Origin of the sequence: Atlantibacter sp. (assembly GCF_032062175.1) — a bacterium.
Taxonomy (GTDB): Bacteria; Pseudomonadota; Gammaproteobacteria; order Enterobacterales; family Enterobacteriaceae; genus Atlantibacter.
Genome location: NZ_DAMBQK010000006.1, coordinates 31,413 through 55,193 on the forward strand (window position 1 = coordinate 31,413; position 23,781 = coordinate 55,193).

At 55.1% G+C, this 23,781-nt stretch carries 20 protein-coding genes; 14 read left to right on the top strand and 6 right to left on the bottom strand.

The window, feature by feature from the left end; genetic code table 11:
* Positions 1-91 precede the first annotated feature (91 nt).
* From RT120_RS07880 to RT120_RS07920, 9 genes are all read left to right on the top strand, one after another.
* Complete coding sequence (locus tag RT120_RS07880; protein WP_312981591.1) at positions 92-715, top strand: DUF2238 domain-containing protein; 624 nt, start codon at positions 92-94, stop codon at positions 713-715.
* 144 nt (positions 716-859) lie between these two features.
* Positions 860-1,603 (top strand): FadR/GntR family transcriptional regulator, encoded by a 744-nt coding sequence (locus RT120_RS07885; RefSeq protein WP_312981594.1) that lies wholly within the window; start codon positions 860-862, stop codon positions 1,601-1,603.
* A 22-nt stretch (positions 1,604-1,625) separates the two neighbouring features.
* Complete coding sequence (gene rpiB, locus RT120_RS07890) at positions 1,626-2,072, top strand: ribose 5-phosphate isomerase B (RefSeq protein ID WP_312981596.1); 447 nt, start codon at positions 1,626-1,628, stop codon at positions 2,070-2,072.
* Between the two features lie 18 nt (positions 2,073-2,090).
* Positions 2,091-2,999 (top strand): NAD(P)-dependent oxidoreductase, encoded by a 909-nt coding sequence (locus RT120_RS07895; RefSeq protein WP_312981598.1) that lies wholly within the window; start codon positions 2,091-2,093, stop codon positions 2,997-2,999.
* 14 nt (positions 3,000-3,013) lie between these two features.
* Entirely contained in the window at positions 3,014-3,691 is a 678-nt protein-coding gene (locus RT120_RS07900) for an amino acid ABC transporter permease (protein ID WP_312981600.1), read from the top strand.
* A gap of 12 nt (positions 3,692-3,703) precedes the next feature.
* Positions 3,704-4,390, top strand: coding sequence for an amino acid ABC transporter permease (locus RT120_RS07905; protein WP_312981603.1), 687 nt, complete (start codon positions 3,704-3,706; stop codon positions 4,388-4,390).
* Between the two features lie 18 nt (positions 4,391-4,408).
* Positions 4,409-5,134, top strand: coding sequence for an amino acid ABC transporter ATP-binding protein (locus RT120_RS07910; protein WP_312981606.1), 726 nt, complete (start codon positions 4,409-4,411; stop codon positions 5,132-5,134).
* 40 nt (positions 5,135-5,174) lie between these two features.
* Positions 5,175-5,972 (top strand): transporter substrate-binding domain-containing protein, encoded by a 798-nt coding sequence (locus RT120_RS07915; RefSeq protein ID WP_312981608.1) that lies wholly within the window; start codon positions 5,175-5,177, stop codon positions 5,970-5,972.
* 108 nt (positions 5,973-6,080) lie between these two features.
* The gene (locus tag RT120_RS07920) at positions 6,081-6,692 is read left to right on the top strand and encodes a DUF2238 domain-containing protein (protein ID WP_312981609.1); all 612 of its coding nucleotides are present in this window, start codon (positions 6,081-6,083) and stop codon (positions 6,690-6,692) included.
* Between the two features lie 41 nt (positions 6,693-6,733).
* Here the strand turns inward: RT120_RS07920 and RT120_RS07925 are convergent, their stop codons facing one another.
* Positions 6,734-7,693: a LysR family transcriptional regulator gene (locus tag RT120_RS07925; RefSeq protein WP_312981610.1), complete on the bottom strand. Its 960-nt coding sequence runs from the start codon at positions 7,691-7,693 to the stop codon at positions 6,734-6,736.
* Positions 7,694-7,943: 250 nt separating this feature from the next.
* Here RT120_RS07925 and RT120_RS07930 point away from each other — a divergent pair, with 250 nt between their 5' ends.
* Together RT120_RS07930 and metC are read left to right on the top strand one after the other, a co-directional pair.
* Positions 7,944-9,230, top strand: a complete 1,287-nt coding sequence (locus tag RT120_RS07930; RefSeq protein WP_312981611.1) for an amino acid permease — start codon at positions 7,944-7,946, stop codon at positions 9,228-9,230.
* A 21-nt stretch (positions 9,231-9,251) separates the two neighbouring features.
* Complete coding sequence (metC, locus tag RT120_RS07935; RefSeq protein ID WP_312981612.1) at positions 9,252-10,433, top strand: cystathionine beta-lyase; 1,182 nt, start codon at positions 9,252-9,254, stop codon at positions 10,431-10,433.
* A gap of 2 nt (positions 10,434-10,435) precedes the next feature.
* Here metC and RT120_RS07940 read toward each other — a convergent pair whose 3' ends face one another.
* The gene (locus tag RT120_RS07940; protein ID WP_312981614.1) at positions 10,436-11,275 is read right to left on the bottom strand and encodes an alpha/beta hydrolase; all 840 of its coding nucleotides are present in this window, start codon (positions 11,273-11,275) and stop codon (positions 10,436-10,438) included.
* Positions 11,276-11,466: 191 nt separating this feature from the next.
* Between RT120_RS07940 and RT120_RS07945 the strand changes: the two genes are divergently transcribed.
* Positions 11,467-14,208: an autotransporter domain-containing protein gene (locus RT120_RS07945; RefSeq protein WP_312981615.1), complete on the top strand. Its 2,742-nt coding sequence runs from the start codon at positions 11,467-11,469 to the stop codon at positions 14,206-14,208.
* 34 nt (positions 14,209-14,242) lie between these two features.
* Here the strand turns inward: RT120_RS07945 and cobU are convergent, their stop codons facing one another.
* Positions 14,243-14,794: a bifunctional adenosylcobinamide kinase/adenosylcobinamide-phosphate guanylyltransferase gene (cobU, locus tag RT120_RS07950; protein WP_312981827.1), complete on the bottom strand. Its 552-nt coding sequence runs from the start codon at positions 14,792-14,794 to the stop codon at positions 14,243-14,245.
* Positions 14,791-16,302, bottom strand: a complete 1,512-nt coding sequence (locus RT120_RS07955; protein WP_312981616.1) for a cobyric acid synthase — start codon at positions 16,300-16,302, stop codon at positions 14,791-14,793. The genes cobU and RT120_RS07955 overlap by 4 nt, the downstream gene beginning before the upstream one ends.
* A gap of 111 nt (positions 16,303-16,413) precedes the next feature.
* Between RT120_RS07955 and RT120_RS07960 the strand changes: the two genes are divergently transcribed.
* Positions 16,414-17,727 (top strand): FAD-binding oxidoreductase, encoded by a 1,314-nt coding sequence (locus tag RT120_RS07960; RefSeq protein WP_312981617.1) that lies wholly within the window; start codon positions 16,414-16,416, stop codon positions 17,725-17,727.
* Here RT120_RS07960 and RT120_RS07965 read toward each other — a convergent pair.
* Positions 17,724-18,929, bottom strand: coding sequence for a serine hydrolase domain-containing protein (locus RT120_RS07965; protein ID WP_312981618.1), 1,206 nt, complete (start codon positions 18,927-18,929; stop codon positions 17,724-17,726). The genes RT120_RS07960 and RT120_RS07965 overlap by 4 nt on opposite strands.
* A gap of 140 nt (positions 18,930-19,069) precedes the next feature.
* On the opposite strand from RT120_RS07965, the gene yghU reads away from it, so the two are divergent.
* Entirely contained in the window at positions 19,070-19,921 is an 852-nt protein-coding gene (gene yghU / locus RT120_RS07970) for a glutathione-dependent disulfide-bond oxidoreductase (protein WP_312981619.1), read from the top strand.
* A 50-nt stretch (positions 19,922-19,971) separates the two neighbouring features.
* Here the strand turns inward: yghU and RT120_RS07975 are convergent, their stop codons facing one another.
* Positions 19,972-23,343 carry an autotransporter domain-containing protein gene (locus tag RT120_RS07975; RefSeq protein ID WP_312981620.1) on the bottom strand — a complete coding sequence of 1,124 codons (3,372 nt, stop codon included), beginning with the start codon at positions 23,341-23,343 and terminating at the stop codon, positions 19,972-19,974.
* Positions 23,344-23,781: the final 438 nt, after the last annotated feature.

Sequence of the window (23,781 nt, forward strand, 5' to 3'; positions counted from 1 at the left end):
TACGAATCCAGAATATATCTCGCAAATTCCCCACCTTGCACTTCCCCCTTTTTCAACTAAACCCTACTTTCACCATCATAAAGGAACGCTGATGAAATCCTCCCGTCCGCTCTTTCTCACCGCAGGTATCATACTGCTGGCATTGCTGATGATTTTCACCGCCTTCCACACCGAGCGCAAACTCACCTGGCTGCTCGAAGTCATGCCGCTTTTTATCATCGTGCCGATCCTCTGGATAACCGCAAAACGCTACCCGCTCACGCCCCTGCTCTATTCACTCATTTTTATCGGCTGCGTTTCTCTTATCGTTGGCGGGATGTATTCCTACGCCCGCGTTCCCGTCGGTTTTTATCTTCAGGATTTGCTGGGCGTCGATCGCAACCCCTATGACCGTATCGGTCACGTCCTCCAGGGGCTGGTGGTGTCGCTGTCGGCGCGGGAAGTTTTGCTACGCGGCGGCTATCGGCTCGGCGCTAAGATGTTGGGCTTTTTAGTATGCTGCGTCACGCTTGCCATCAGCGCCTTTTATGAACTGATCGAGTGGTGGGTGGCGCTGATCCTCGGCAAGGACGCGGATGATTTCCTCGGTACCCAGGGTTATGAATGGGATACCCAGGCCGATATGCTATGCGCCCTGATGGGCGCGATGTTCTCGGTGTTTATTCTTGGCCGCTGGCATTCGCGACAGCTTAAAAAGTTGATCTCACGATCCTGAAGATCTTCCTCCCCCAGCCAGTCAAATCAATAATTGCAATCCCGCTCACAAAACCACCAGATTAATTATCGATCAACATCACATTAATAATTTCTTAACATATCTACCATTGGTATTACCACTTAAGACCACCGGTAAAATCATATGGATATCAAACGCGAAAAGACGGAAAGCAGCAGCGGCCATGACCGCGTCGTTAAATTTTTACGCGAGCAGTTGTTAAGCGGGGCGTTGCGCGCGGGCGACAGTTTGCTTCCTGAGCGCGAGCTTTCTGCCAGATTAGGCGTCAGCCGCCCGGTATTGCGGGAAGCGCTAAGAGCGCTGGCGATGATTGGTGCCGTCGAGATCCGTCACGGCATCGGCACGGTGGTGACAAAACCTGACGTGTCGGTTTTCGGTGAATTCTTTACCTTCGTGCTGGCCCACCAGCCGAATGTGGTGGATGACGTGATGCAGGCACGAATCGCCATTGAACGACAGGCTGTGCGCCTCGCCTGCCGCCGGGCAACGCAAAGTGATTACGATCGTCTGGCCGCCTGCCTGCGCGACATCAGCGATACCATCCATGAACCGGAATTAGGCGGACGAGCCGACTTTCGTTTTCATGAAACCATCGTCAACGCATCGGGCTCGCCAACGCTTATCAATATTTATCAGTCGATCGGCGTGCTGATGCAGCGCTCCCACCTCGACAGACGTGAACAAATTATTCAGGTGGAAGGCATTGAAGCGTTCCTCATCGATCACCACCGCGCCATTTTTGCCGCCATCGTCGAACGAGACGAAGACAAAGCCGATGACTTACTGAGCCGCCATTTTGAAATTGGCGCCGATTTCCGTCGTCGCGCCACCATTCGCATGGTGGGTTCTCAACCTTTTGCTGACTAACCCCCTTAATAAGGAAACGCAGATGCAGATCGTAATTGGCAGTGACCACGCAGGATTTCACCTTAAGCAGGAACTCATCCAGTGGCTGGCGCAAGCGGGCCACCAGATTGACGATGTGGGCAGTTATGACCCTGAGCCTGTGGATTTTCCCGATATTGCGTTCGCGGTGTGTAGCAAAGTCCGCGAAAGCCATGGCCTGCGCGGAATTCTGGTATGCGGTACCGGCGTGGGCGCGGTGATTGCCGCCAACAAAATCAAAGGCATCCGCGCTGCGGTGGGGCATGACGTGCATTCAGCCCATCAGTCCGTGGAGCACGATGACGTCAATGTGTTGTGTATCGGTGCGCAGATCGTTGGCCCCTGGCTGGCGCGCGATCTGATTGACGCCTTTTTGCAGGCAACCTTCGTTCAGGATGCCGACTTCATCCGCCGCGTCGAGAAGCTGGCGCAACTCGAGCAACATAACTAATCAGCAAGGAGACTCCTGATGAAGACTGCTACTTCCGGCATCGTTGGCTTTCTTGGCTTAGGCGTGATGGGGCGCGAGATGGCGCGCAATCTCGCTCAGGCGGGCTACACCGTGCGCGCGTTTGATATTGTCAGCGGCGCGGGCGATGCGTTGCGCCAGTTCGGTGTTGAAATCGTTAATGATATCCCCTCTGCGGTCAGCGATGCGGATATCGTCATTTCCATGCTGCCGGACACCCCGCAGGTTGAAGAGATCGTGCGTGGTCCTCAGGGGCTGTTAGCTGTCCCGCCACGTGGAAAACTGTATGTCGATATGAGTACCATCGCGCCGGAAGCCACACGCAAGCTGAGCCAGGAGCTGGCGGCTGCGGGCGTGACCATGCTGGATGCGCCGGTCTCCGGCGGACCGATTGGCGCTAAAAACGGCACTCTGACCATCATGGCAGGCGGTGAAGCCCACGGCTTTGAGCAGGCAACGCCTTATCTGCGCGCCATGGGCACCACGTTAAATCACGTTGGCGCATCCGGTGCCGGGCAAACCGTGAAGCTATGTAACCAGCTGATTTGCGGCATCAATATTCAGGCGATTTGCGAAGCATTAGCGCTGGCTCGCGCCTGGGATATCAATTTGCCGCAAATGCGTGAGGTGCTGCTGGGTGGTTCCGCCGCATCGTGGATGCTCGACAAACTGGGCCCTGCGATGATCGAAGGCGATGACTCCGCCGGTTTTCGCATTGATTTGATGATGAAAGATCTGCGTCTGGTTTTAGAAGCGGCACAGAAACATCCGGTCCCCCTCCCTGCCACGGCCCTGGTTGCCACCCAATACCAGAATGCGCAGGCATACGGTGAAGGAGCCAACGGCAACCAGGCACTTTTCAAAGTCTATGACCGGTTGACCGGCCAGCAGACCGCAAAAAACAATTAACCGGGGCGAAAGTCATGATGCTCGATTTCACAGCAATACTTTCACAATGGCAGTTGTTACTGGACGGTGCGACATTAACCGCCCAACTGGCCATCGTGACGACGGTGACGGGTTTTCTTATCGGCACGCTCTGTGCCGTGGCCCGACGCTCTCACTCCAAAGTGTTTGCGAGAATCGCGGCAATTTATGTCGAATCCATTCGCAACACGCCGTTTCTGGTGCAGATCTTTCTGGTTTACTTTGGCCTTTCCAGCCTGGGATTTTCGTTTACCGCTTTCACCGTCTCGGTCATTGCACTGACGATTAACGTGGGTGCCTATACCGCAGAAATCATGCGTGCCGGATTTGAGTCGGTGCATAAAGGGCAATGGGAAGCCGCAGAAACCCTCGGGTTAACCAAATGGCAGCAGTACTGGCACGTGGCGCTCCGGCCCGCGATCGAGCGCGTTTACCCGTCGCTGACCAGCCAGTTTATTTTACTGATGCTGGCCTCCTCGGTGACCTCGCAGATCTCCACCGAAGAACTGACCGCGACCGCCAACTTTATTCAGTCAGAAACCTACCGCCCGTTTGAAACGTTTGTGATTGTGGCGGGCATTTACATCGCCATCTCGCTGTTGATGCGCCTGGTGTTCTGGTTGTTTGGCCTGGCCATTTTCCCTCGCCGTCGCCGGCTTGGCACCATGATTTAGGGAGTAATGACGATGAATATTTCCCTTAACTTCGCGCATATTCAGTTTCTGCTGGAAGGCACCCTCTGGACCGCAATCCTGTCGCTGATGGCCTTCGGCGGCGGCGGCCTGGTGGGCTTCCTGATTGCGCTGGGCCGCATTGCGCCGGTGCGGATAGTCCGTGTTGTGGTGGCGTCCTGGGTGCAGTTAATTCAGGGCACGCCGCTGCTGATTATCATGTTTATGGTCTATTTCGGATTGCCGCAGTTGGGCTATTCGATCTCCCCGCTGCTGGCCGCAGGCGTGTCGCTGACGATTTACGCCAGCGCCTATCTCGGTGAGATCTGGCGGGGTTGTATTCAGGCGGTTCCCCGCGCGCAGTGGGAAGCGGCTGAGTGCCTGGCGCTGTCCCGTGTGCAGCGCATGTTTAAAGTCATCCTCCCGCAGGCCATCAAACTTGCTACGCCGCCTACGGTAGGGTTTTCAGTTCAGATCATCAAAAACACGTCGCTGGCGTCTGTGGTGGGGTTTGTCGAGCTGGCGCGCGCCGGACAGTTGATCAACAACTCCATCTTTGAGCCATTCATTATCTATCTCACTGTTGCAACGATCTATTTTTGCCTCTGTTTTCCCGTGTCCGTGTTAAGCCGCCGGCTTGAGCGGGGCGCGCCAGAGAAGAAAGCTAAGGCTCTGGAAACAGTTAGCCCACGAATCAATTAAGTGCTGAAGGTTAATACTATGTCCATCATTACCCTGAGAAATGTACAAAAAAGCTTTGGCAATAACCCGGTACTGAAAGACGTCTCTTTTTCAGTGAATCAGGGACAGGTCGTGGCACTGATTGGCGCCAGCGGTTCAGGCAAAAGTACGGCGCTGCGCTGTATTGATCGGCTGGAAACCATTAATAGCGGCAGCATTGAGGTCTGCGGCCACAAAGTTGAAGATCCTCACGTCGACCTGCGCAAACTGCGCCAGGACGTCGGGATTGTGTTCCAGAGTTACAACCTGTTTCCCCATCTGACGATTGAGCAAAACATCACGCTCGGCCCGGTATCGGTCAAAAAAATGGCGAAGGCAGAAGCCAGACGGCTGGCGCTGTCGGTGCTGGAACAAGTCGGCCTGGCGGATAAAGCCGACAGCTATCCAGAGCAGCTTTCCGGCGGGCAGCAGCAGCGCGCGGCCATCGCGCGTTCGCTGGCGATGAAACCGAAAGTGATGCTGTTTGATGAAGTGACATCGGCATTAGATCCCAAACTCACCGGCGAAGTGCTGCGCGTGATTGAGCGCCTGGCGGGAAGCGGCATGACCATGATTATGGTGACCCACGAAATGAATTTCGCCCGTAAGGTCGCCGATAAAATTATTTTTATGCACCAGGGAACCGTCCATGAAAGCGGCACGGTCGAGATCCTGAAAACGCCTGCCACAGCGGCGTTACAGGAATTTATTTCCAACGATTTGTGAGTCACTCAACCCTACGACATCCCCAAGAAGGAGAATAATAATGAGCCCTGCAAAACACATCTTAATGCTCGCCACACTGTTGTCCGCCGTCGTTACGCTCCCTGCCTCGGCCAATGCTTTAGAGGAGATCCAAAAACGGGGCGAGATACGCGTTGCAACCGATCTCTCCATTCCCCCTTCCGGGATGCTGGATGCGTCGATGAAACCGGTTGGCTCCGACGTTGAAACCGCCGAGCTGTTGGCTAAAGACTGGGGGCTGAAACTGAAGTTCATTGAAACCACCGGCGCGACGCGTATTCCTAACCTGCAAACGGGCAAGGCGGATATCGTGATATCAACCCTTTCTGTCACGCCGCAGCGGGCGGAGGTGATTGATTTTAGCCGCGCCTATGCAGGCTTACGCTCGGTAATTGGCGCGCCGGCGGCAACCAAAATCAGCGACTGGGCCGACCTGAAAGGCCATGCCATTACGGTAACACGGGGCACAACCCAGGATTCGATGTTGACCAAAGACGCCGCGAAAAATGGCGTAACCATTCAACGATACGATGACGATGCCACCATGGTAACGGCTGCCGTGAGCGGGCAGGCATACGCCGTCGCGACATCAGCCACGCTGGTTAATCAGATTAAAAAGCAAAACCCTAAACTGGCGTTTGAACCGAAAATGACGCTGACCGTGTTTGATTTAGCCATTGGCGTGAAAAAGAACGAGCCAGAGCTGAAAGCAAAACTCGACGAATGGATTGCCGCAAACCTCAAAAATGGAAAATTGAACGCCATTTACCAGAAATATCATGGCGAGCCTATTCCCGCTGAGATCCTTAACCGCCCCTGAGTTACAGGCGCGACATCAATGTCGCGCCTTTTCCCCTGCTATTTTCTGCGTTGTTTTTCTTCGCTTTCAGTCGGATAGTATGCCCTTTCCCTGAGTGAAGGATCGCTAATGAACTCTGCCCGTCCTGTTTATCTACCCGTCGGCGTGCTGCTCCTGGCCGTATTGCTTATCGTCACTGGCATCGCTACCGCCAGCACACTCACCTGGATGATGGAAGTCCTCCCGGTTCTGATCGTGGTGCCGATGCTGTGGGCAACCGCCCGGCGCTACCCGCTGACGCCTCTGCTTTATGTACTGATTTTCTTCCACGCGATTATTTTGATCGTCGGCGGGATGTACTCGTATGCCAAAGTCCCTCTCGGGTTTGAGGTCCAGGAATGGTTTAATCTCAGCCGCAACCCCTACGACAAACTCGGACATCTGTTTCAGGGCTTAGTCCCGGCGCTGGCGGCGCGGGAAGTGTTGATTCGCGGCGGCTTTATCAACGGGCGCAAAATGCTGGGTTTCCTGGTGTGCTGCATTGCGCTGGCAATCAGCGCGTTCTATGAGTTGATAGAATGGTGGGTGGCGCTGATCCTCGGCCAGGGCGCAGATGAGTTTTTAGGCACGCAGGGCGATCCGTGGGATACCCAATCCGATATGCTGTGTGCCCTGCTGGGTTCGATGATCACCGTGTTTATTCTTGGTCCGTGGCATTCGCGGCAAATTGAAAAGCTGTAGTGCGACCCGCCGCCTGGCGGGTTTTATTTTACTGGCGCAGTTTACGCCTCCAGCCATTGATCCCACTCCGGCGTGGCGGTGATCTTTTCCACCATAAAGTCGATGAAGCTCCGTATCTTGGGGTCCTGGTGATAGCCGGGATGGTACAGCGCATACAGGTTGTATTCATGCTCTTTGACTTCATGGTCCAGCAGCACCGGGACCAGTTCGCCACGGGCAATATAATCACCCAGCAAATAGGTCGGCAGGCTGACAATCCCCTGATGATGCAATGCAGCATTCAGTAGCCCCAGCGTGCTGTTCACCTCAATAATGTTATTGACCTTTAACGCCCTGGGCTGGTGATGCTCGTCGATGTAATACCAGTTATCCGAGACATTCGGGTTAATTAAGCAGTCATGCTGTTCGAGATCGGCCAGCGATTGCGGGATACCGCGCCGTTCGAAATAGGTTTTGCTGCCGCAGTACACCCAGTTGATTTTGCATATTTCCCGCAGGGCGAAATTATTCGGCGGCCGTGCGGTAATGCGCAAAGCAATATCGAAATTCTCTTCGTTGAGATTGACGTTCTGATCGTTGAGATCGACCGACAGCCGTACATCCGGGTACGACTCCCGGTACTCGCTGTAAAGGCGCATCAGATGTGATACGCCAAACGCGATGGAACAGGTGATCCTGAGCTGGCCCTGCGGATGCTGATGAAAGCTGGAGGTATTAATCAGGGAATCATCAAGATCGCCCAACAGCCGTTGCGCGCGGATCAACAAATATTTACCCGGCTCGGTGAGGATAAAAGTGCGGGTGGTTCTTTTTAGCAGCACGACGCCAAGACTTTCTTCCAGTTGCGAAATACTACGGCTCACAGAGGATGGCGTCAGGCTCAGTTTTTGCGCGGCGACGGAGAAACTGTTGCATTCAACCACCTTAATAAAGATTTCCAACTGGCGAAATATCGCATGGTTATCAATTTTTGCTTTAAATGGCATAAAAATCTTACTCATCTCTCTCCCTCGCCCTGGCAATGCCTGTTCCACAGCATATCGTGCTGTTACTCAAACAGCGATACCCATCAACTTTTGCGTTTTACGCACAAGTCTTGTTGATACTTAGCACTGCCGACGCCTTTCCGTTTCGCTAATCGTTACGTACCATGATATTGCAGTCAGAAAATGAATGAACTCAATAATAACTATCACCGCCGTTGCAGTCATGCGTCACCATTATTTTAATAAATTGCGACAGGAAACTATTATGAATGACATTTCTCACTCCGTACCCCGCTCTGAAAAGCTTCATCAATCGATTCCTTTTACCAAATATGATGCCGGATGGGTCGTATTATGTATTGGCATGGCGATCGGTTCCGGCATTGTCTTTATGCCGGTGCAAATCGGCATAAAAGGGATCTGGGTATTTATCGCCTCGGTAATTATTGCTTATCCCGCCATCTATTTATTGCAAAGCTTATATTTAAAAACCCTCTCGGAAAGTGAAAACTGCGAAGATTACTCTAACGTTATTACCCAGTATTTAGGTAAAAACTGGGGGTTCTGGCTGGGCATCGCCTATTTTTTAATGCTGCTGCACGGCATGTTTTCCTACTCGCTGGCGGTCACCTTCGATAGCGCCTCCTATATACAGACGTTTGGAGTTACAGACGGATTACTGTCGGATTCTGTCTGGTACGGGCTGGTGATTCTGGTGGCGCTGGTCAGTATCGCGTCACAGGGCGAACGGTTGCTGTTTAAGGTCTCCGGGCCGATGGTCTGCGTGAAGTTCGGCATTATCGTGGCGCTGGGCCTGGTGATGGTTCCACACTGGAATTTCAATAATATCAGCGCGTTTCCACCGTTGGGTTCCTTTTTGCGCGATGTGTTTTTAACGCTGCCGTTTACCCTGTTTTCAATTCTGTTTGTCCAGATCCTCAGCCCGATGAATATCGCTTATCGCAAAGTTGAGCCGGACCGCCGCATCGCCACGTACCGCGCGATCCGCGCTAATCGGGTGGCGTATGTCATCCTGGCGGTGGCGGTTTTATTCTTCGCGTTCTCGTTTACTTTCGCCATTAGCCATGACCAGGCCGTCTCTGCATTTGAGCAGAATATCTCCGCGCTGGCGATTGCTGCCCAGGTCATCCCCGGCTCTGTCGTGAAAGTGATGAGCGCATTATTAAATATCTTTGCGATATTAACGGCATTCCTCGGCATTTACCTGGGGTTTCAGGAGGCAATTAAAGGGATAGTGGTGAATATTATCAGCCGCTTTATCCCGGAAGAAAAAATTAACCACAAAACGCTGAACCTGGCGATTCACGCTGGCGTGGTGCTCGGGCTGTGGGCGTGGATTTCTACTCGCTTTTCGATTCTGTTTTTTATGCAGCTCGGCAGTCCATTATTCGGGTTAGTCTCCTGCTTAATTCCCTGTTATTTAGTTTATAAAGTCAAAACGCTGCATCAGTTTAAAGGTCCGGGCGTTTGGTTCATCACCTTTTTTGGCATCTTGCTATGTCTGTCCCCATTCTTTAAGTTTTTCGAATAACGCTGGTTAAAGAGGTACCTGATGAGTAAAGAATCCCCTTCAAATTTCAGTATCGGCACACGGATGACGCAAATTGGCAGAAACCCGGCGCAGCAAAAAGGTTTCGTGAACAGCCCGGTGTATCGCGGCTCGACGGTGATTTTCCCCACCGTCAGCGATATTGAAAACAATCGCGCTGAGTTTAATTACGGCACGATGGGTACGCCCACCATCGCCAATCTGGAGAACGCGTGGAGCGAGCTGGCGGGCGCGGCAGGCACCGTGCTCTCCCCTTCCGGCCTCGGCGCTATCGCCCTGGCGCTGCTCACCACCCTCAAAGCGGGCGATCACCTGCTGATGCCGGACTGTGTTTACAAACCCACACGCCTGTTCTGCGCCGGTTTGCTGGCGAAAATGGGCATTGAAACCGAGTATTATGACCCGCTGATCGGCGCGGGGATTGAGGCGCTGTTCCGCCCGAATACCACCACACTATTCCTGGAGTCCCCCGGTTCGCAGAGCTTTGAGATCCAGGACGTGCCCGCCATGACGGCGCAGGCCAACGCGCACGGTATCGCCACCATTATCGATAATACCTGGGCGACGCCGGTATTTTTCCGCGCCCACGAGCACGGCTGTGATTTATCGGTAGAAGCCGGGACCAAATACCTCGGCGGTCATTCCGATCTGCTGATGGGCATGGTCTCCGCTAACAAGGCCTGGTGGCCGGAACTGCGGAAAACCTACGATTTGATGGCGATGCTGCCCGGCGCGGAAGACTGTTTCCTGGCGCTACGCGGGATGCGCACGATGTATCTGCGGCTGAAAGAGGCGGAAAAACGCGGGCTGGAGATGGCGCAGTGGCTACAATCCCGCCCGGAAGTGCTGAAAGTACTGCATCCGGCATTCCCGGACTGCCCAGGCCATGAGATCTGGAAGCGCGATTTTACCGGCTCGTCCGGGCTGTTCTCAGTCATCCTGCAACCGGAATACAGCAAAGCCAGCGTCGATCACATGCTGGATAACATGTCGATCTTCGCGATGGGCTACTCCTGGGGCGGTTTCGAGAGCCTGATTATTCCGTTTAACTGCGCGGAATACCGCACGGTGACCACATGGCAGCCCGGCGGTAGAGCGCTGCGTCTGCAAATCGGCCTGGAAGATATGGACGATTTAAAAGCCGACCTCGCCGCCGGGCTGGAGCGATTAAAAATGTTCGTCTGATATCAACGGCAGTCTGGCTGTTGCTGCAAAAGCGACGGCCAGACTGCCGCCCAGTCTGAACCGTGCGCCATCCCCTTCACGTCTTCAATATGTACGCAACGCCCCCCTGCCGCCTGCTGAAAACGCCTCGCCGCCTCAGGCGGGACGGTGGTGTCATCGCTGCCGGTAAAATGGATCTGCGGCAGATTCGCCAATTGCCGCGCCACGTCCAGGGCGCTAAGCGCGTCGGGCATCGCAGAGACGTTATGCGCGGCGTTAACGTAAGCCACATCCAGGTTGCCCGCCACGGTGCGCAGCGAAATGACGTCATCACGCCGGGCGGCAATCAGCGCCGCGATAGCGCCCCCGCCGGAGTAACCTACCAGCTCAATGCGCACGTCCGGCCAGGGGCGCAGCGCCTGGCTTAGCGCCTCGTTCATCGCCTGCACCACCTGCGGCGAAAAGCGGTTATCGGTCCACCACGTCGCGCGACAGTTTGCCGGAAGGGGCGGACCGATAAACTGACAGGGTCGTGCCAGATACAGTACGTTGGCTGAAGTATCCGCCGCCGCCAGCATTAATCCGGTGGGCTGGCGTGGCGTGGGGTCATCGGACGGACGTGAACGGCTCACCCAGGCGAAACCATCGCCTTCGATATACACCTGCACCGGCTGCGTAGGGTCGCTAATTCGCTGCCAGGATCGCAGTTTGAAGCTTGTGGTTTGTAAATCCCTGGTGTTCAGACCAGATTTTTTTGCGAGCAACGCCGCACGGTCACGGCTGCCGCTGTTTACACAGCCAGCCAATAAAAACATCAGGCTTATCAATAAATAATAACGTGGCGTTAACAAACGCAGCGGCATAGCGGCATCCTGACTAAGTGAAATATCATTTCAAAATTTAAGTTAAGTCATGATTTCACGGTGGGACAGTTAAGAAATTGTGATTGATCTTGTCATGTAAATCGATATTCTGCCGATAAATAACATCGGATAACTCCTGAATTATTTAAACCTGCTTTTATCGATAACAATTAGACATCGCAACGGACATTATGAAAAAAAATCATTTTAGCCAGCGTGGCGCTATGCTGGTGGCATTGACGACTGCGCCAGGTTTTTTTGCGCCTGCCGCATACGCCGACCTGGGAAATATTATTGACGAGCAGTATTACGGAAACGTCACGATTAATACCACATACCCTGATTTTACCGTGACTGAGCAAGGCTGGATCGAACCGTCGTCAGGTTCAGCGGTCCTTGTGGGCTCGCAGGGTAGTGTGGATCTGTTTACTAACCAAGGCAGAATTTATGGCATAAACGGTCACGGTATCCAGAACGAAGGATATATCGGCACCCTGGAAAACAAGAATTACATTAGCGCACAGAATAACAACAGTTCCACGGCCTTTAGCGGTATCTATCTAGGTGCGGACAGCCAGACCGATAACCTCATTAACAGCGGTTCGATTAACAGCCAGGCTTCCTGGAATATGAGCAACCCTGTCGTTGTTAATAATGCTGCCATCTATAACAAAGGAAATGTAGGCACACTCACCAACACTGAGAATGCATGGGTCAGCAGCAATATCGCACTTCAAAATAGTGGCGTTATCGATCTGCTGCAAAATGACGGCACGATGAATAGCAATCCTATTGGTTTCATCTCGTCAGAATTACCGGTTGCTAACAGTACAATTATTAATGAAGGGGTAATTAACACCCTTAATAATACCGGTTCAATCAATAGCTATAACTACTTTGATGGCAATGATTCGACGGCAATCCTTAACTCCGGAACGATTTCTGCCCTGAATAACTATGGCAAGATCAGCAGCGCCCGTGTTGCCATCGATTCTTCAGGCATCATTAATCATCTTCACAACGAAGGCGAGATCATCGGTGATATTTATGTGCGTGGTAATGCGCCGCTGAATATCACTGGCGGTAGCGGCACGCAGGGTAAGTTCACTGGCGCAGCCCAGATGCCTATCTTTAGCGTATTCGCTATAGGTCCAGCACCAATCATTGAAGATACCGTCGGCACGCTGAGCGCGGGCGGCGACATCAACTTTAATGTCGGATCGGTTCTGCTGAACGACAATGTGATCACCGGCGGCACCGTGTTTAACAACGCGGCGAAAATTCAGATCAATAACCCAATCGCCATCAACGGCAACTATCACCAGAAGCGCGATGCCACGCTGATTATCGGCGTAGCCGACAGCGCCATCGCTAACGGCGATAGCCAGGACAGCGGCTATGGCCGTCTGAACGTGACCGGCTCGGCAATTGTTGACGCGGGTTCGCGCGTTAACCTGGTGCAAAAAGAAAATAGCTATGCCTTTGCGCGTGGACAGCGCTATGTGGTAATTGATGCGGATGCCAGCGGCACCCAGTACAACGCCAACCAGCTGAAATATAAAGTATCGGGTTACGAAGGCGCCGTCTCGGGTAAAACCCTGCTCGACGGTTCGCGCAGCGCGCTGGTTGTCAGCCTGACAGACGCGCCGGTTGAGCCTGAAGTACCGGTTATCCCGGAAGTTCCGGTGACGCCTGAAGTTCCGGTGACGCCTGAAGTACCCGTCACCCCAGAAGTCCCGGTTATCCCACAAACGCCAGTCACGCCAGCCGAACCGGAAACCCCGGCACAGCCGCAGCCTGGCTACGCCACCACGCAAAACGCGACCTCCGCGCTGAGCGGCCTGAGCAGCTATTCCGGTATTTCTCCGCAGCTGCTGGAACTGTACAACGCCTCGCTGGCGATTGATAACACCCAGGAAGCTAACCGCGTGGGCGAGCGCCTGTCTCCGGGCCAGAGCATCAGCGCCGGCCAGGCGACGCAAACCGCCACGGCCTCGGCCTACTCGGTGATTGGCAACCATATGGATAACCTGCGCAACCCGCAAACCGCGGGCATGAGCGGCGTCTCTACCGGTGATGCTTACAGCGACTGGCTGATGTGGGCGCAGCCGTTCGGCGGCTATGCGCGTCGTGACAGCACTGACCAAATCAGCGGCTACAGCGCGAAATTCGGCGGCCTGCTGATCGGTGCCGACCGTGCGCTGAATGACGCATGGCGTCTGGGTGCGGCAGTGAACTACAGCAACACCTCGGTTCACGGTAAAGACAACCTGAACGGCAACACCTCAACGGCAGATAACTACGGCCTGATCGGCTACGCCAGTTACACCGGCGCACCGTGGTTTATGAACCTGTCCGCAGGGGTTAACCGCCAGAACTACGACACCTCGCGCCACGTTGATTTCACCGGCTTCTCCGGCCACGCGCGCGGCAAGTTCAACGGCCAGTCTGTGACGGTACAGGGTGAGTTTGGTTATCCGTTCGCGCTGGGCGCAGACGTCACGCTGACGCCGCTGGCGGGCCTCTCTTACAGCTATCAGCATATTGATGGCTATTCGGAAACCGGCGGCAACGGCATGGCGCTGGACGTGGATTCGTCCCACAACCAGTCCGTGGTGAGCGATATCGGCGCGCGTCTGGACAAGACGTTTGAAACCGGTCTGGGTAACCTGACGCCGTTTGTTCAACTGTCCTGGATCCACCAGTACGATAACAAGCAGATGAGCAATACCGCGACCTACGCCGCAGACAGCATTGGTGAAACCAGCTTTATCACTAAAGGTGCGGCACCGGTTGAAGATATGGCCGGCGTGGCTATTGGTAGCACCCTGTATGATGTGAACTCGCTGAGCCTGGATGCGCGTTACGATCTGCAAGCGGGTGAAGATTATCAGGCGCACAACTTCAGCCTGCGCTTACGCAAAACGTTCTAAGTCAGACCCGGCGATGGGCCCAAAGCCCATCGCCTTATCCTTTAATCTTCACGCCAATTCCCGACACCACCAGCCACACCTGTTCCGCCTGCTCCGCCAGCCGCTGATTGACGCGCCCGGCAATATCGCGGAAATGACGCGCTAAACGGTTTTCCGGCACGATCCCCATGCCCACTTCATTGGTGACTAACACCACCGGAGACGGGCACGCCGCGCAGGCCGCCAGCAACCGTGCAATCTGCGCGTCGATATGCGCCTCAATCGCCACGTAATCCCAGCGTTCTTCCGGCGTATCGCCGACAACATCAAACAGCAGGTTGCTGATGAGCGTGGTGATGCACTCCAGCAAGATAGCTTCCTGCGGGTCGTTGTCCGGGGTGATGACGGCGGGGAGATCGCGCCACGCTTCTACGGTGCGCCAGTGGGCCGGACGGCTGAGCTGGTGATGTTTAATCCGCTCAGCCATCTCGTCATCGAAAATCATCGAAGTGGCGATATACAGCACGCGATCCGCCATCCCCTGCACGAGCCGCTCGCCGTGGCGGCTTTTGCCGCTGCGCGCTCCACCGGTAATCAGGATCATCAGCAAGGCTCCTTGTGCTCGCGCATAATCTGGTAAACACGCGCAATATCAATATGTTCACGCATCTGTTGCGCCAGCAAATCGAACTGCCGGGCTTTATGAGCCGCGTAGTCCAGCACGTCGCCGTCCCAGGGTGCCAGCCCTTTACGCTGGCGCAGGGTGTCCAGCAGCGCGCGGGTAAAGCCGCCGTTATCAAACAGCCCGTGCAGATAGCACCCCGCCACCAGCCCATCCCGGCTAACGGCCCCGTCAACGCGATCGTTGAAGGTTAACATCGGCTGGACGCCCTCGCCGCGCGTGGTTTCGCCCATATGGATCTCATAGCCGGTTACCGGCAGTTGACCGCACCGTTGTAACACGCCGCTGAAGGTATCCGCCATCGCGCCGCTTACCAACGTAGTGACCTTTTCCGGGGCGAACTGCGTGGCCACGTCCAGCAAGCCCAGCCCTTCACGCTCGCCAAGCCCCGATTCGACTTCATCAATAATCGTCCTGCCAAGCATCTGGTAACCGCCGCAGATGCCCATGACCGGCGTGCCCGCCCGATGCCGCGCCAGCAGCGCATCTGCCAGCCCGCTTTCCCGCAGCCACTGTAAATCGCCAAGGGTATTTTTACTGCCGGGAAGCAACAGCAGATCGGCGTCAGTCAGTTGATGGGCAGAGGTGACATAGCGCACCCGCACATCGGGCTGGGCCGCCAGCGGATTAAAATCGGTAAAGTTGGAAATATGCGGTAGCTGGATCACGGCGATCTCCAGCGGGCGTTCGGTGACATCACGATATTTACCGCGCTGGAGCGCCACGCCGTCTTCATCTTCCAGGCTGACGTCCAGCCACGGCATCACGCCAATCACCGGCACGCCGGTCAGGGCTTCGATTTGTTCCAGCCCGGAAGTCAGCAGCGCCACATCGCCGCGAAATTTATTGATGATCACGCCCTTTACCCGCCAGCGCTCGTGTTCCTGAAGCAGCGCCAGGGTGCCGTAAATAGCGGCAAACACCCCGCCCCGGTCGATATCCGCCACCAACACCACCGGGCATTGCGCCAGTTCCGCCATACCCATATTGACGATATCGCGGTCGCGCAGATTGATTTCCGCCGGGCTGCCCGCCCCTTCCAGCACCATCACGTCATGCTCAGCGGCAAGGCTGTGGTAGACCTCGCGCACCGTCTCGCGCAGTGTCGGTTTGTAGTCGTGATAGCTCACGGCGTCCATGTCGCTGGCGACTTTGCCCATTAACACAATTTGCGCTTTGCGATCGCTGGTAGGCTTCAGCAGGATTGGGTTCATGCGTACATCGGGGGCGATCCCCGCGGCTTCAGCCTGGAACACCTGAGCACGACCCATCTCTTTGCCATCGGGCGTGATGCCGGAGTTCAGCGCCATATTTTGCGATTTAAACGGCGCGGTGCGATAACCCTCCTGGGAAAAAATGCGGCACAGCCCGGCCACCAGGGTACTTTTCCCAACGTCCGAGGCGGTTCCCTGCAACATAATCGACAGGCTCATGCCCTCTCCTGATTGTACTTGTCTGAAATCAATAACCCTCAGATTATCACTGGCGTGAATAGCAATCTTTACTTTATAAAATTGGTTTCTTTCCTAAAAGGACTCAGGGCCGTGCGCTACGCATCAATACCGTTTAATCACAACCAGGTGGGCTGGCCGGAAGGCGAGCAACATTTCGCCCCGCATCCTACGCTAAATGGCGAGATGACCGCCGACTGGGTTGTCGTCGGCGCGGGGTTCGCAGGGGTGGCGTTCGCCCGCCGCCTGGCGGAAATTAACCCCAGCCTGAATATTGTCATCGTCGATGCCCATAGCGCGCGGGAAAGCTCATCGGCGCGCAATTCCGGTTTCGTGATCGGCCTGCCGCATAATATCGGCAGTTCCACCGCCGAATTAAAAAAAGCCAACGCTTATCGTAAACTGCTCCAGGAAGGTATTCGTCAATTAGAACGTCTGATTGATCATCACGGTATTGCCTGCGACTGGGAAAATGCCGGGAAATACCACTGCCAGGTGGAGCGCGGCAACGATCGTATTTTAAACGAGTACGCCAGCCATCTCGATTTAATGCAGGAGCCGTATCAGGCGTTAGAAAGCGATGCGCTGTATGAAAAACTCGGCACCCGGTTTTACAGCAAAGGGATTTATACCCCGAGCTGCGTACTGGTGAACCCGGCACAGCTCATTTCCGGGCTGACCCACTGCCTGCCGGATAACGTGCAGAGTTTCGATAACACACCGGTGTTGGGCATTCGCTACACCAACGTGGCGGAAGTTGTCACCCCGCATGGTGTCATTAAAACTCCGAAAGTGATGCTGGCGACCAACGCGCTCTCTTCCGCGCTATTACCCGGCATGACTCGCCAGGCGTCGATGGCGACCTTCGCCAGCATCACCGAGCCGTTGACCGATGAACAGCTGGCGACGCTGCCGCCGATGCAAAGCTGGGGGCTGACGCCAGTGAATGCTATCGCGGGGGCGACGTTCCGCTTCACCGCCGATCGCCGCTTCCTGATCCGCCAGCACGTGACGCCTGCCCTGAAAGGCCAGGTCAGCGTGGAGCAAACCTGGCACGCCACTCAACTGCACCGCCGCTTGTTTAATAAGGTTTACCCGACGCTGCGCGAGGTGAATCTGGAGCATACCTGGTCCGGCACCATCAGCGTCACGCGCAACGGCGCGCCGGTGTGGGGGGCGCTGAATCCGTTTGTTTGTACCGCAGGCGGCTGCAATGGCGCAGGGGTCTCTAAACAGACGGTGGCGGGTAGCCTGCTGGCGGATGTGATGCTCAAACAGGACAACCCGCTGATTGCCGATATGCGGTCGCTGGGCGAGGCTAATTTCCTGCCGCCGTCGCCCATTCTGGATATCGGGATTGCCGGGGCGCTGCTGAAAGAGCGCTGGCTGGGGCGTAAAGAAGCTTAATTATTCGCGAAACGGTTGCTGGAGATCTGGCGATCGTTTTTCGCCATATCCAGCAACAGCGTCATGCCAATATAGTTGCTCCAGTTAAAGGCATTTTGCAGTACCACTACCGCATTGCCTTTTTCTTTATCGAAGCCGATAAAGCTGGAGTAGCCGCCGATATAGCCCACCTGATAGGTAATTTTTTCCCGGCCAATAAAGTCGGTGGCCCAGGCGATTTCCTGCGATCCTTCAGGGCGCTGGAAATAGATATTGCTGACTTCGGCGAAGACCACATCCAGCACGCTGTTATCGGTTTTCGACACGTGGTAGCGGGCATAGGCGATCAGGTCTTCAGCATTGCTGTATAAGCTCGCCGCTGCCACCATATTGTTATCAAAGTGCCAGTCCGGGGTTAACTGACCGCGCCGAATAAATTTCGGCTGATCCCCGGCATGGCCCAGCGCGCGCTGCGGGAAGCCTTTTAATTGTTCCGGGGTAAAGCTGGTGTTGGCCATATTTAATGGCTGAAAAATATAGCGCGACGCCAGCGTCTGAATATCGTCGCCGGTTTTATATTTCAGGATATAGCCGATTAACGCGTAGCCGAGGTTGGAATATTCCGGCACTTTGCTTTGCGGTGCCTGCCAGCCCGCTAAATAACGCACAACGTCATCGCTATCCAGCTCGCCATAAAAGTTTTCGCCACTGCCTAAATAACCGATGAATTTTTTCAGCATCGGCAGATCCATATTCTGGCGCGGCAACCCGGAAGTATGGGTGACCAGTTCCAGCAGGGTAATATTTTGCGCATCCGCGCTGAGCGGCGTGCCCGGCGGCAACAGCGTCGCCAGTTTGTCGTCCCAACTGAGCCGCCCTTCATTCACCAGGCACGTCACCACTTCCGCCGTCACCCCTTTACTGAGCGAGCCGAGGGCAAACAGGGTATCTGGCTTTACCGGATAGCGATGGGTCTCATCAGTGACGCCCCAGCTGTAATACTGCGGCTCGCCGTGGTTATGGATCACCGCCACCGTCATCCCGGAAACCGCTTTTTGCGCCATATAATGGCGTACCACGCTATCCACGTCGCCATCCAGCGATTCATGGGTCAGCAGTTCCTGAGTACCTGCCGGGGATGACATCTGCGAAAGCGTGCCGCAGCCGCTGAGTAACGGGACAACGAGCAGAAGCCAGCGAAATCGTTTAGTAATGTACTGCATACCCGTTGTTATGTGTTGTGGTCATTTATAAGCGCGGGAAATGTATCATACTCCCGCCGTTTAAGCGCACGGCTTGCTACACATTGGCCGCCAGGTCGGCTATCTTCGCTAAACATTTCAGAGTAAAGGCGGAGAAAACGATGTCCGAGCAATCCTGGCAACCCCCAAAAGTCTGGACCTGGCAAAAACAAGGCGGTACCTGGGGCAGCATCAATCGCCCCATCGCTGGCCCGACTCACGAACGTACCCTTCCGGTTGGTAAACATCCGCTTCAGCTTTATTCGCTGGGCACGCCCAACGGCCAGAAGGTCACTATCCTGCTGGAAGAGCTGTTGGCGCTGGGCGAAAGCGGCGCGGAGTATGACGCACACCTGATCCGCATCGGCGAAGGCGACCAGTTCTCCAGCGGCTTCGTGGACGTCAACCCGAACTCAAAAATCCCCGCGCTGATGGATCACAGCGTTAACCCGCCGGTGCGCGTGTTTGAATCCGGCGCAATCCTGCTTTACCTGGCAGAGAAATTCGGCCATTTCCTGCCGAAAGACCACGCCGGGCGCACCGAAACCCTGAACTGGCTGTTCTGGCTGCAAGGCTCTGCCCCGTATCTCGGCGGCGGCTTCGGGCACTTCTTTCATTACGCGCCGGAGAAAATCGAATACGCCATCAACCGTTTCGCCATGGAAACCAAGCGTCAGCTTGATGTGCTGGATCGCCAGTTGGCCGACCATCGCTATATCGCGGGGGATGAATACACCATCGCCGATATCGCCATCTGGCCATGGTACGGCGCGCTGGGGCTGGGCGGCATGTATGACGCGGCGGAATTCCTCGATGTCGCTTCGTATAAAAACTTCCAGCGCTGGGTGCAGGAAGTGAATGCCCGCCCGGCGGTACAGCGGGGCCGTAAGGTCAACCGCACCTGGGGCGATGCGTCGGAGCAATTGCCGGAACGCCATGACGCATCGGATTTCGACGCGCTGGAAGGCAAGTAAGTAAAAAAGGCGCCTGCGTCCGGCAGGCGCCTTACTCACTCAGTTATCGATCAGAAACGCCAGGTCGCTGACAGGTTTCCAGCTACTGAGTCATAGCCGGTACGGAACAGGTCGCTGTTGACGCTGGCGCCGATCTCGACGTCTTTATTGATCGCATAGCTCATGCCCGCCTGAACACCCATACCATCACGCCCGACCACCTGATTTTTGGTGGTGAAGCCGACGCTTTGGTAGCCTGCGAAGCTGGCATCCTGCACCAGGTCGGTATCCAGCAGCTCATGATCCCAGGTCAGTTGCAGGTTGGCTTTTACCGCGCTTCCCGCCGACAGCGGCATATCCCAGTTCGCCCCTACCCCGATACGCGATTGCAGCGAATGGAAGGTTTTCGAATCCAGATGGATACGGCTGCCTTCGCTGCCGCTTTCGGTGAAGCCTTCACGGGACAGCACGGTGTAGTTCAGCGCCGCCAGCGGACCGGCAGACAGCGTATCGCTAAGTGCCCAGTTGTAACCGCCGCCTGCCGCCAGTGAACCGTTATAGCCGGTCCAGTCAGCGTGGTTGCGCGACGAGTAATCCAGGAAGCTGACGCTGCGATCCATTTTCCCGTCTTCCACGCCCACGCGGCCATTACCGAACAGCCAGACGCCCGCCTGCGGATCGACGGCGTAGCGCGCCTGCATCCCCACATCAAACGCTGTGGTTTTGCCGGTGCCGTTTTCAGGCGCTTTCACTTTTACCGTCTGGCCGCTCACCGCACCGTGGAAACCCACAATCCAGTTCGGTGCCGCCGCGCTTTGCTTCTCTGCGCCGAACAGAATGCCGTAACTGGTGGCGTCATAACCGACATGGTTATCCTGACGGTTCTGCCACGCGCCGCCGCCAAACGGTACGGCGAAGCTGCGCCATTCATCTTCCGCCAGGTGCGACGGAGCCGTCGCGAACTGGCGCGCGCCAATCATATCGGCAATCTGGTGTTCGCGTTTCAGCGAGCTGGCGAACATGGCGCTGTAGCCAGCCGGAGATAGCTGGCTTAACGCCCTGGTGATATCGCTGCCGTCTTCAGAGGAGAAGTCCAGCGCGGTGAACATCGGCTGCATACCGGTGCCTGCATTCGTCACGATTTGCCCCAGGGCATCACCGACGCGGCGGGCGTTATCATCCTGTCCGTACTGGCTATAAGCGTTGTCCGCGCGGCGGATAGCCAGTTGGTAAACGCCGTCGCCCTGTGGCGTGGCTTCCAGCGCCAGGGTTGGCGAGAACAGCAGGCTGTTCACATCGCTGAAGTCCCCGCTGTAAGAGGCGGATTGCAGCAGTTGTGTCGAACTGAGCTGCCAGTCGGCGGCATACCAGTCCGGCTGTGGTGCCAGGGTCAATTGCCCGTCCAGCGCGGCATTACCGTTCACGATTAACGTATCGTGATTGCCTGCACCGTCCACTTCCATCAGCAATTGTCCGGTTGGCCCCTGCTGGAAATCGCCGTTGATGACGATTTGCCCGATGGAGTTACCCGGCGAGACGATACCGTCGTTATTAAACACTCCGTCGGTATTCAGGGTGTACTGGCCGTTACCGGCTAAGGTGGCGTCCTCAAACACGTCTACGCTGTAGACGCTGTAGTTGCCGTTAAGCGACGTGATGCCGCCCGCCGCGTTTAACGCCAGGTTGTTGATGCCCGAGATGTCGTCATCGTAACGCATCTGGAAATTGTCATCGGCCTGGTCGGTGGCACGGCCCCGATCGTCAGCTAACAGGCCGAAGGTCAATTGCGTCAGGCGCTGATTGCCGTCGTCGTCCTGCTGGTCGTATCCCGAGAGAATATCGCCCTGTAGCTGCGCGCCGTTCATGACATTGATGTTGTTGACCAGCGCGTTGGGGGAGATAGATATCGCCGCCAGATTACCGGCGAGACGCCCGGTGATGTCAACGTTGTCTACCAGCGCGCCTTCGAGTTCCGGGAGCGGTTCATCAACGATCTCAGAAGTACCATCATCGTAATTTATCTGGACTGTGCGGATATAAGAGCCCCGGTATTCGGCAATATTGCCAAGCAGGTTATTGCCGAAGTCAAACCGGGCGGCGACGCCGTTTTCGCCCAGCGCCTGAATATCGCCACGCTGGATAAAATTATGGTCTTTCCCGTAGGTAAACATCACGCCCTGGCCGTTCAGACCATCGGCATAAATACGGGTGCCCGGCAATACCGTCAGGGTGTTGCCTTCACCATCCACACGTACCCCCGCGCCGCCTGCGCCCGCCGTCAGCAGGTCTGCTGCCTGGGAAATCTGGTTATTGCTGCCGTAGATATGCAGGCCCAGCCCTAACGGTGCGGTGTTATAAGCGCCTGCAATGTAGCCGGTACCTTCGGCATTGCGCAGCGAGTAACCGTTCTGGTTCACCAGCGTCTGTCCGTCGCCATACACCGAGAAACCAAAGAAATTGCGGCGATCGATCGGGTATCCCATGTCCTGAAGCATCGCCAGTTCCGCTTCCATAAAGGTGGTGTAGTTGCGGTAGTCCTGGTGGCTCATCAGGCTGTTTTTGAGTTCTGAGTGGCTCATGTAGTCGTCATCAACAGAGCCATCCACACCCAGCGTTTTGACCGGCAGGCCGCGCATCGCGCCAGCCAGCACCTCGTTCACGTGGTCGCCGGTGAAGTAACCCTGATCGAGACGCACATCAAAAGCATCAGCAGCGTATTCGTTATCACATCCTGTACACAGTATTATCTGTCCCGGCCGGGCCGGGTTCCCGTTGTCGTCACGCAGATGCTCGGACCAGGTGCCAAACGAATCAAGGAAATAAGGCTGGTAAGAATCTTCGCCTGCGTCGTCAGTTTTGCTGTCAATACCGAGACCATGGGCCAGTTCATGAAGGGCGATGCCGGTCAGATCGACGTCAGATGAGCGGGGCAACTGGGAAGGCACATACGGCAGATTATCAAAAGCCATTTTCCCCAGAACGAACTGGGCGTGGGAGCCATAGACCATTTCACCGGTGGGCTGCCCGGTTAATAATGCCTGAAGTTTTGTCAGGCTTAACGGTGTTGTCTCCGAGACCATTTCGCTCACTCCAGCGGCATTCACCCTCTCAAAGGTTCCTACATTGACGATGGCGGGTGGCTGTCCAGCCTGCGGGGTGATTATTGCGGCCCAGTAGTCGAGCGCATTAAGGATTTTCGCTTTTTGCAGCGAATTCATGTTCCAGGTGGAGACCATCGGTAAAACATTACCGTTCTCATCCACATTATCCTCGTCGTCGTCGTCGCCCGGCATGAACGGCCCGTCAGTGGTATCAAAGAAACGCGCTTCAAAGACCGCGACGCCCTGAGGGTTATAAACCAGATGGCTTTCTAAAGCGTTTGCTTGCAGGCTGGAGAGCCCCAGCGCCAACGAAATAGCAGCAGCAAGTGCAACTTTCTTCATTATTTCCTTGTCCTTACCTGACAATATTAAGGATGAGATGCAGCCATTCCGCATCGCAATTTACTTTAAAAACAGGAGCACGGGTGTTTTGCGCTTGAATACAAAATATATTCTTATCCATTGACGGTTTTAATATCACCCGTCCCTTATACATGATTAACGGCAAAGTAAAACAATTCTTGAGAACAACAGAGCCCGCCGGGTCACTGCATCAGGAAAAACCACCTAACCCATTGTAATTAAAAAAAGCTTCCACAAATTAGAAAATTAAGTATGTTGTAATTACTATATCTTTAATGAGCGAATATATTTTCTACCTCTTTATGAATAGCGTTTTTTTACGGCGAACAGATGAATTTAATAAAAGTCCCTTTGCCCTGGCAGATTAATTATCCCTAACCCCAGGTGCAAATTCGCAGGCAGTAAATTGTGATGAGA

Bases quoted from the DNA above. Each gene is read 5' to 3' on its own strand.
- RT120_RS07880 (WP_312981591.1), top strand. From the start codon at position 92: ATGAAATCCTCCCGTCCGCTCTTTCTCACCGCAGGTATCATACTGCTG.
- RT120_RS07885 (WP_312981594.1), top strand. From the start codon at position 860: ATGGATATCAAACGCGAAAAGACGGAAAGCAGCAGCGGCCATGACCGC.
- rpiB (WP_312981596.1), top strand. From the start codon at position 1,626: ATGCAGATCGTAATTGGCAGTGACCACGCAGGATTTCACCTTAAGCAG.
- RT120_RS07895 (WP_312981598.1), top strand. From the start codon at position 2,091: ATGAAGACTGCTACTTCCGGCATCGTTGGCTTTCTTGGCTTAGGCGTG.
- RT120_RS07900 (WP_312981600.1), top strand. From the start codon at position 3,014: ATGATGCTCGATTTCACAGCAATACTTTCACAATGGCAGTTGTTACTG.
- RT120_RS07905 (WP_312981603.1), top strand. From the start codon at position 3,704: ATGAATATTTCCCTTAACTTCGCGCATATTCAGTTTCTGCTGGAAGGC.
- RT120_RS07910 (WP_312981606.1), top strand. From the start codon at position 4,409: ATGTCCATCATTACCCTGAGAAATGTACAAAAAAGCTTTGGCAATAAC.
- RT120_RS07915 (WP_312981608.1), top strand. From the start codon at position 5,175: ATGAGCCCTGCAAAACACATCTTAATGCTCGCCACACTGTTGTCCGCC.
- RT120_RS07920 (WP_312981609.1), top strand. From the start codon at position 6,081: ATGAACTCTGCCCGTCCTGTTTATCTACCCGTCGGCGTGCTGCTCCTG.
- RT120_RS07925 (WP_312981610.1), bottom strand. From the start codon at position 7,693: ATGAGTAAGATTTTTATGCCATTTAAAGCAAAAATTGATAACCATGCG.
- RT120_RS07930 (WP_312981611.1), top strand. From the start codon at position 7,944: ATGAATGACATTTCTCACTCCGTACCCCGCTCTGAAAAGCTTCATCAA.
- metC (WP_312981612.1), top strand. From the start codon at position 9,252: ATGAGTAAAGAATCCCCTTCAAATTTCAGTATCGGCACACGGATGACG.
- RT120_RS07940 (WP_312981614.1), bottom strand. From the start codon at position 11,275: ATGCCGCTGCGTTTGTTAACGCCACGTTATTATTTATTGATAAGCCTG.
- RT120_RS07945 (WP_312981615.1), top strand. From the start codon at position 11,467: ATGAAAAAAAATCATTTTAGCCAGCGTGGCGCTATGCTGGTGGCATTG.
- RT120_RS07955 (WP_312981616.1), bottom strand. From the start codon at position 16,302: ATGAGCCTGTCGATTATGTTGCAGGGAACCGCCTCGGACGTTGGGAAA.
- RT120_RS07965 (WP_312981618.1), bottom strand. From the start codon at position 18,929: ATGCAGTACATTACTAAACGATTTCGCTGGCTTCTGCTCGTTGTCCCG.
- yghU (WP_312981619.1), top strand. From the start codon at position 19,070: ATGTCCGAGCAATCCTGGCAACCCCCAAAAGTCTGGACCTGGCAAAAA.
- RT120_RS07975 (WP_312981620.1), bottom strand. From the start codon at position 23,343: ATGAAGAAAGTTGCACTTGCTGCTGCTATTTCGTTGGCGCTGGGGCTC.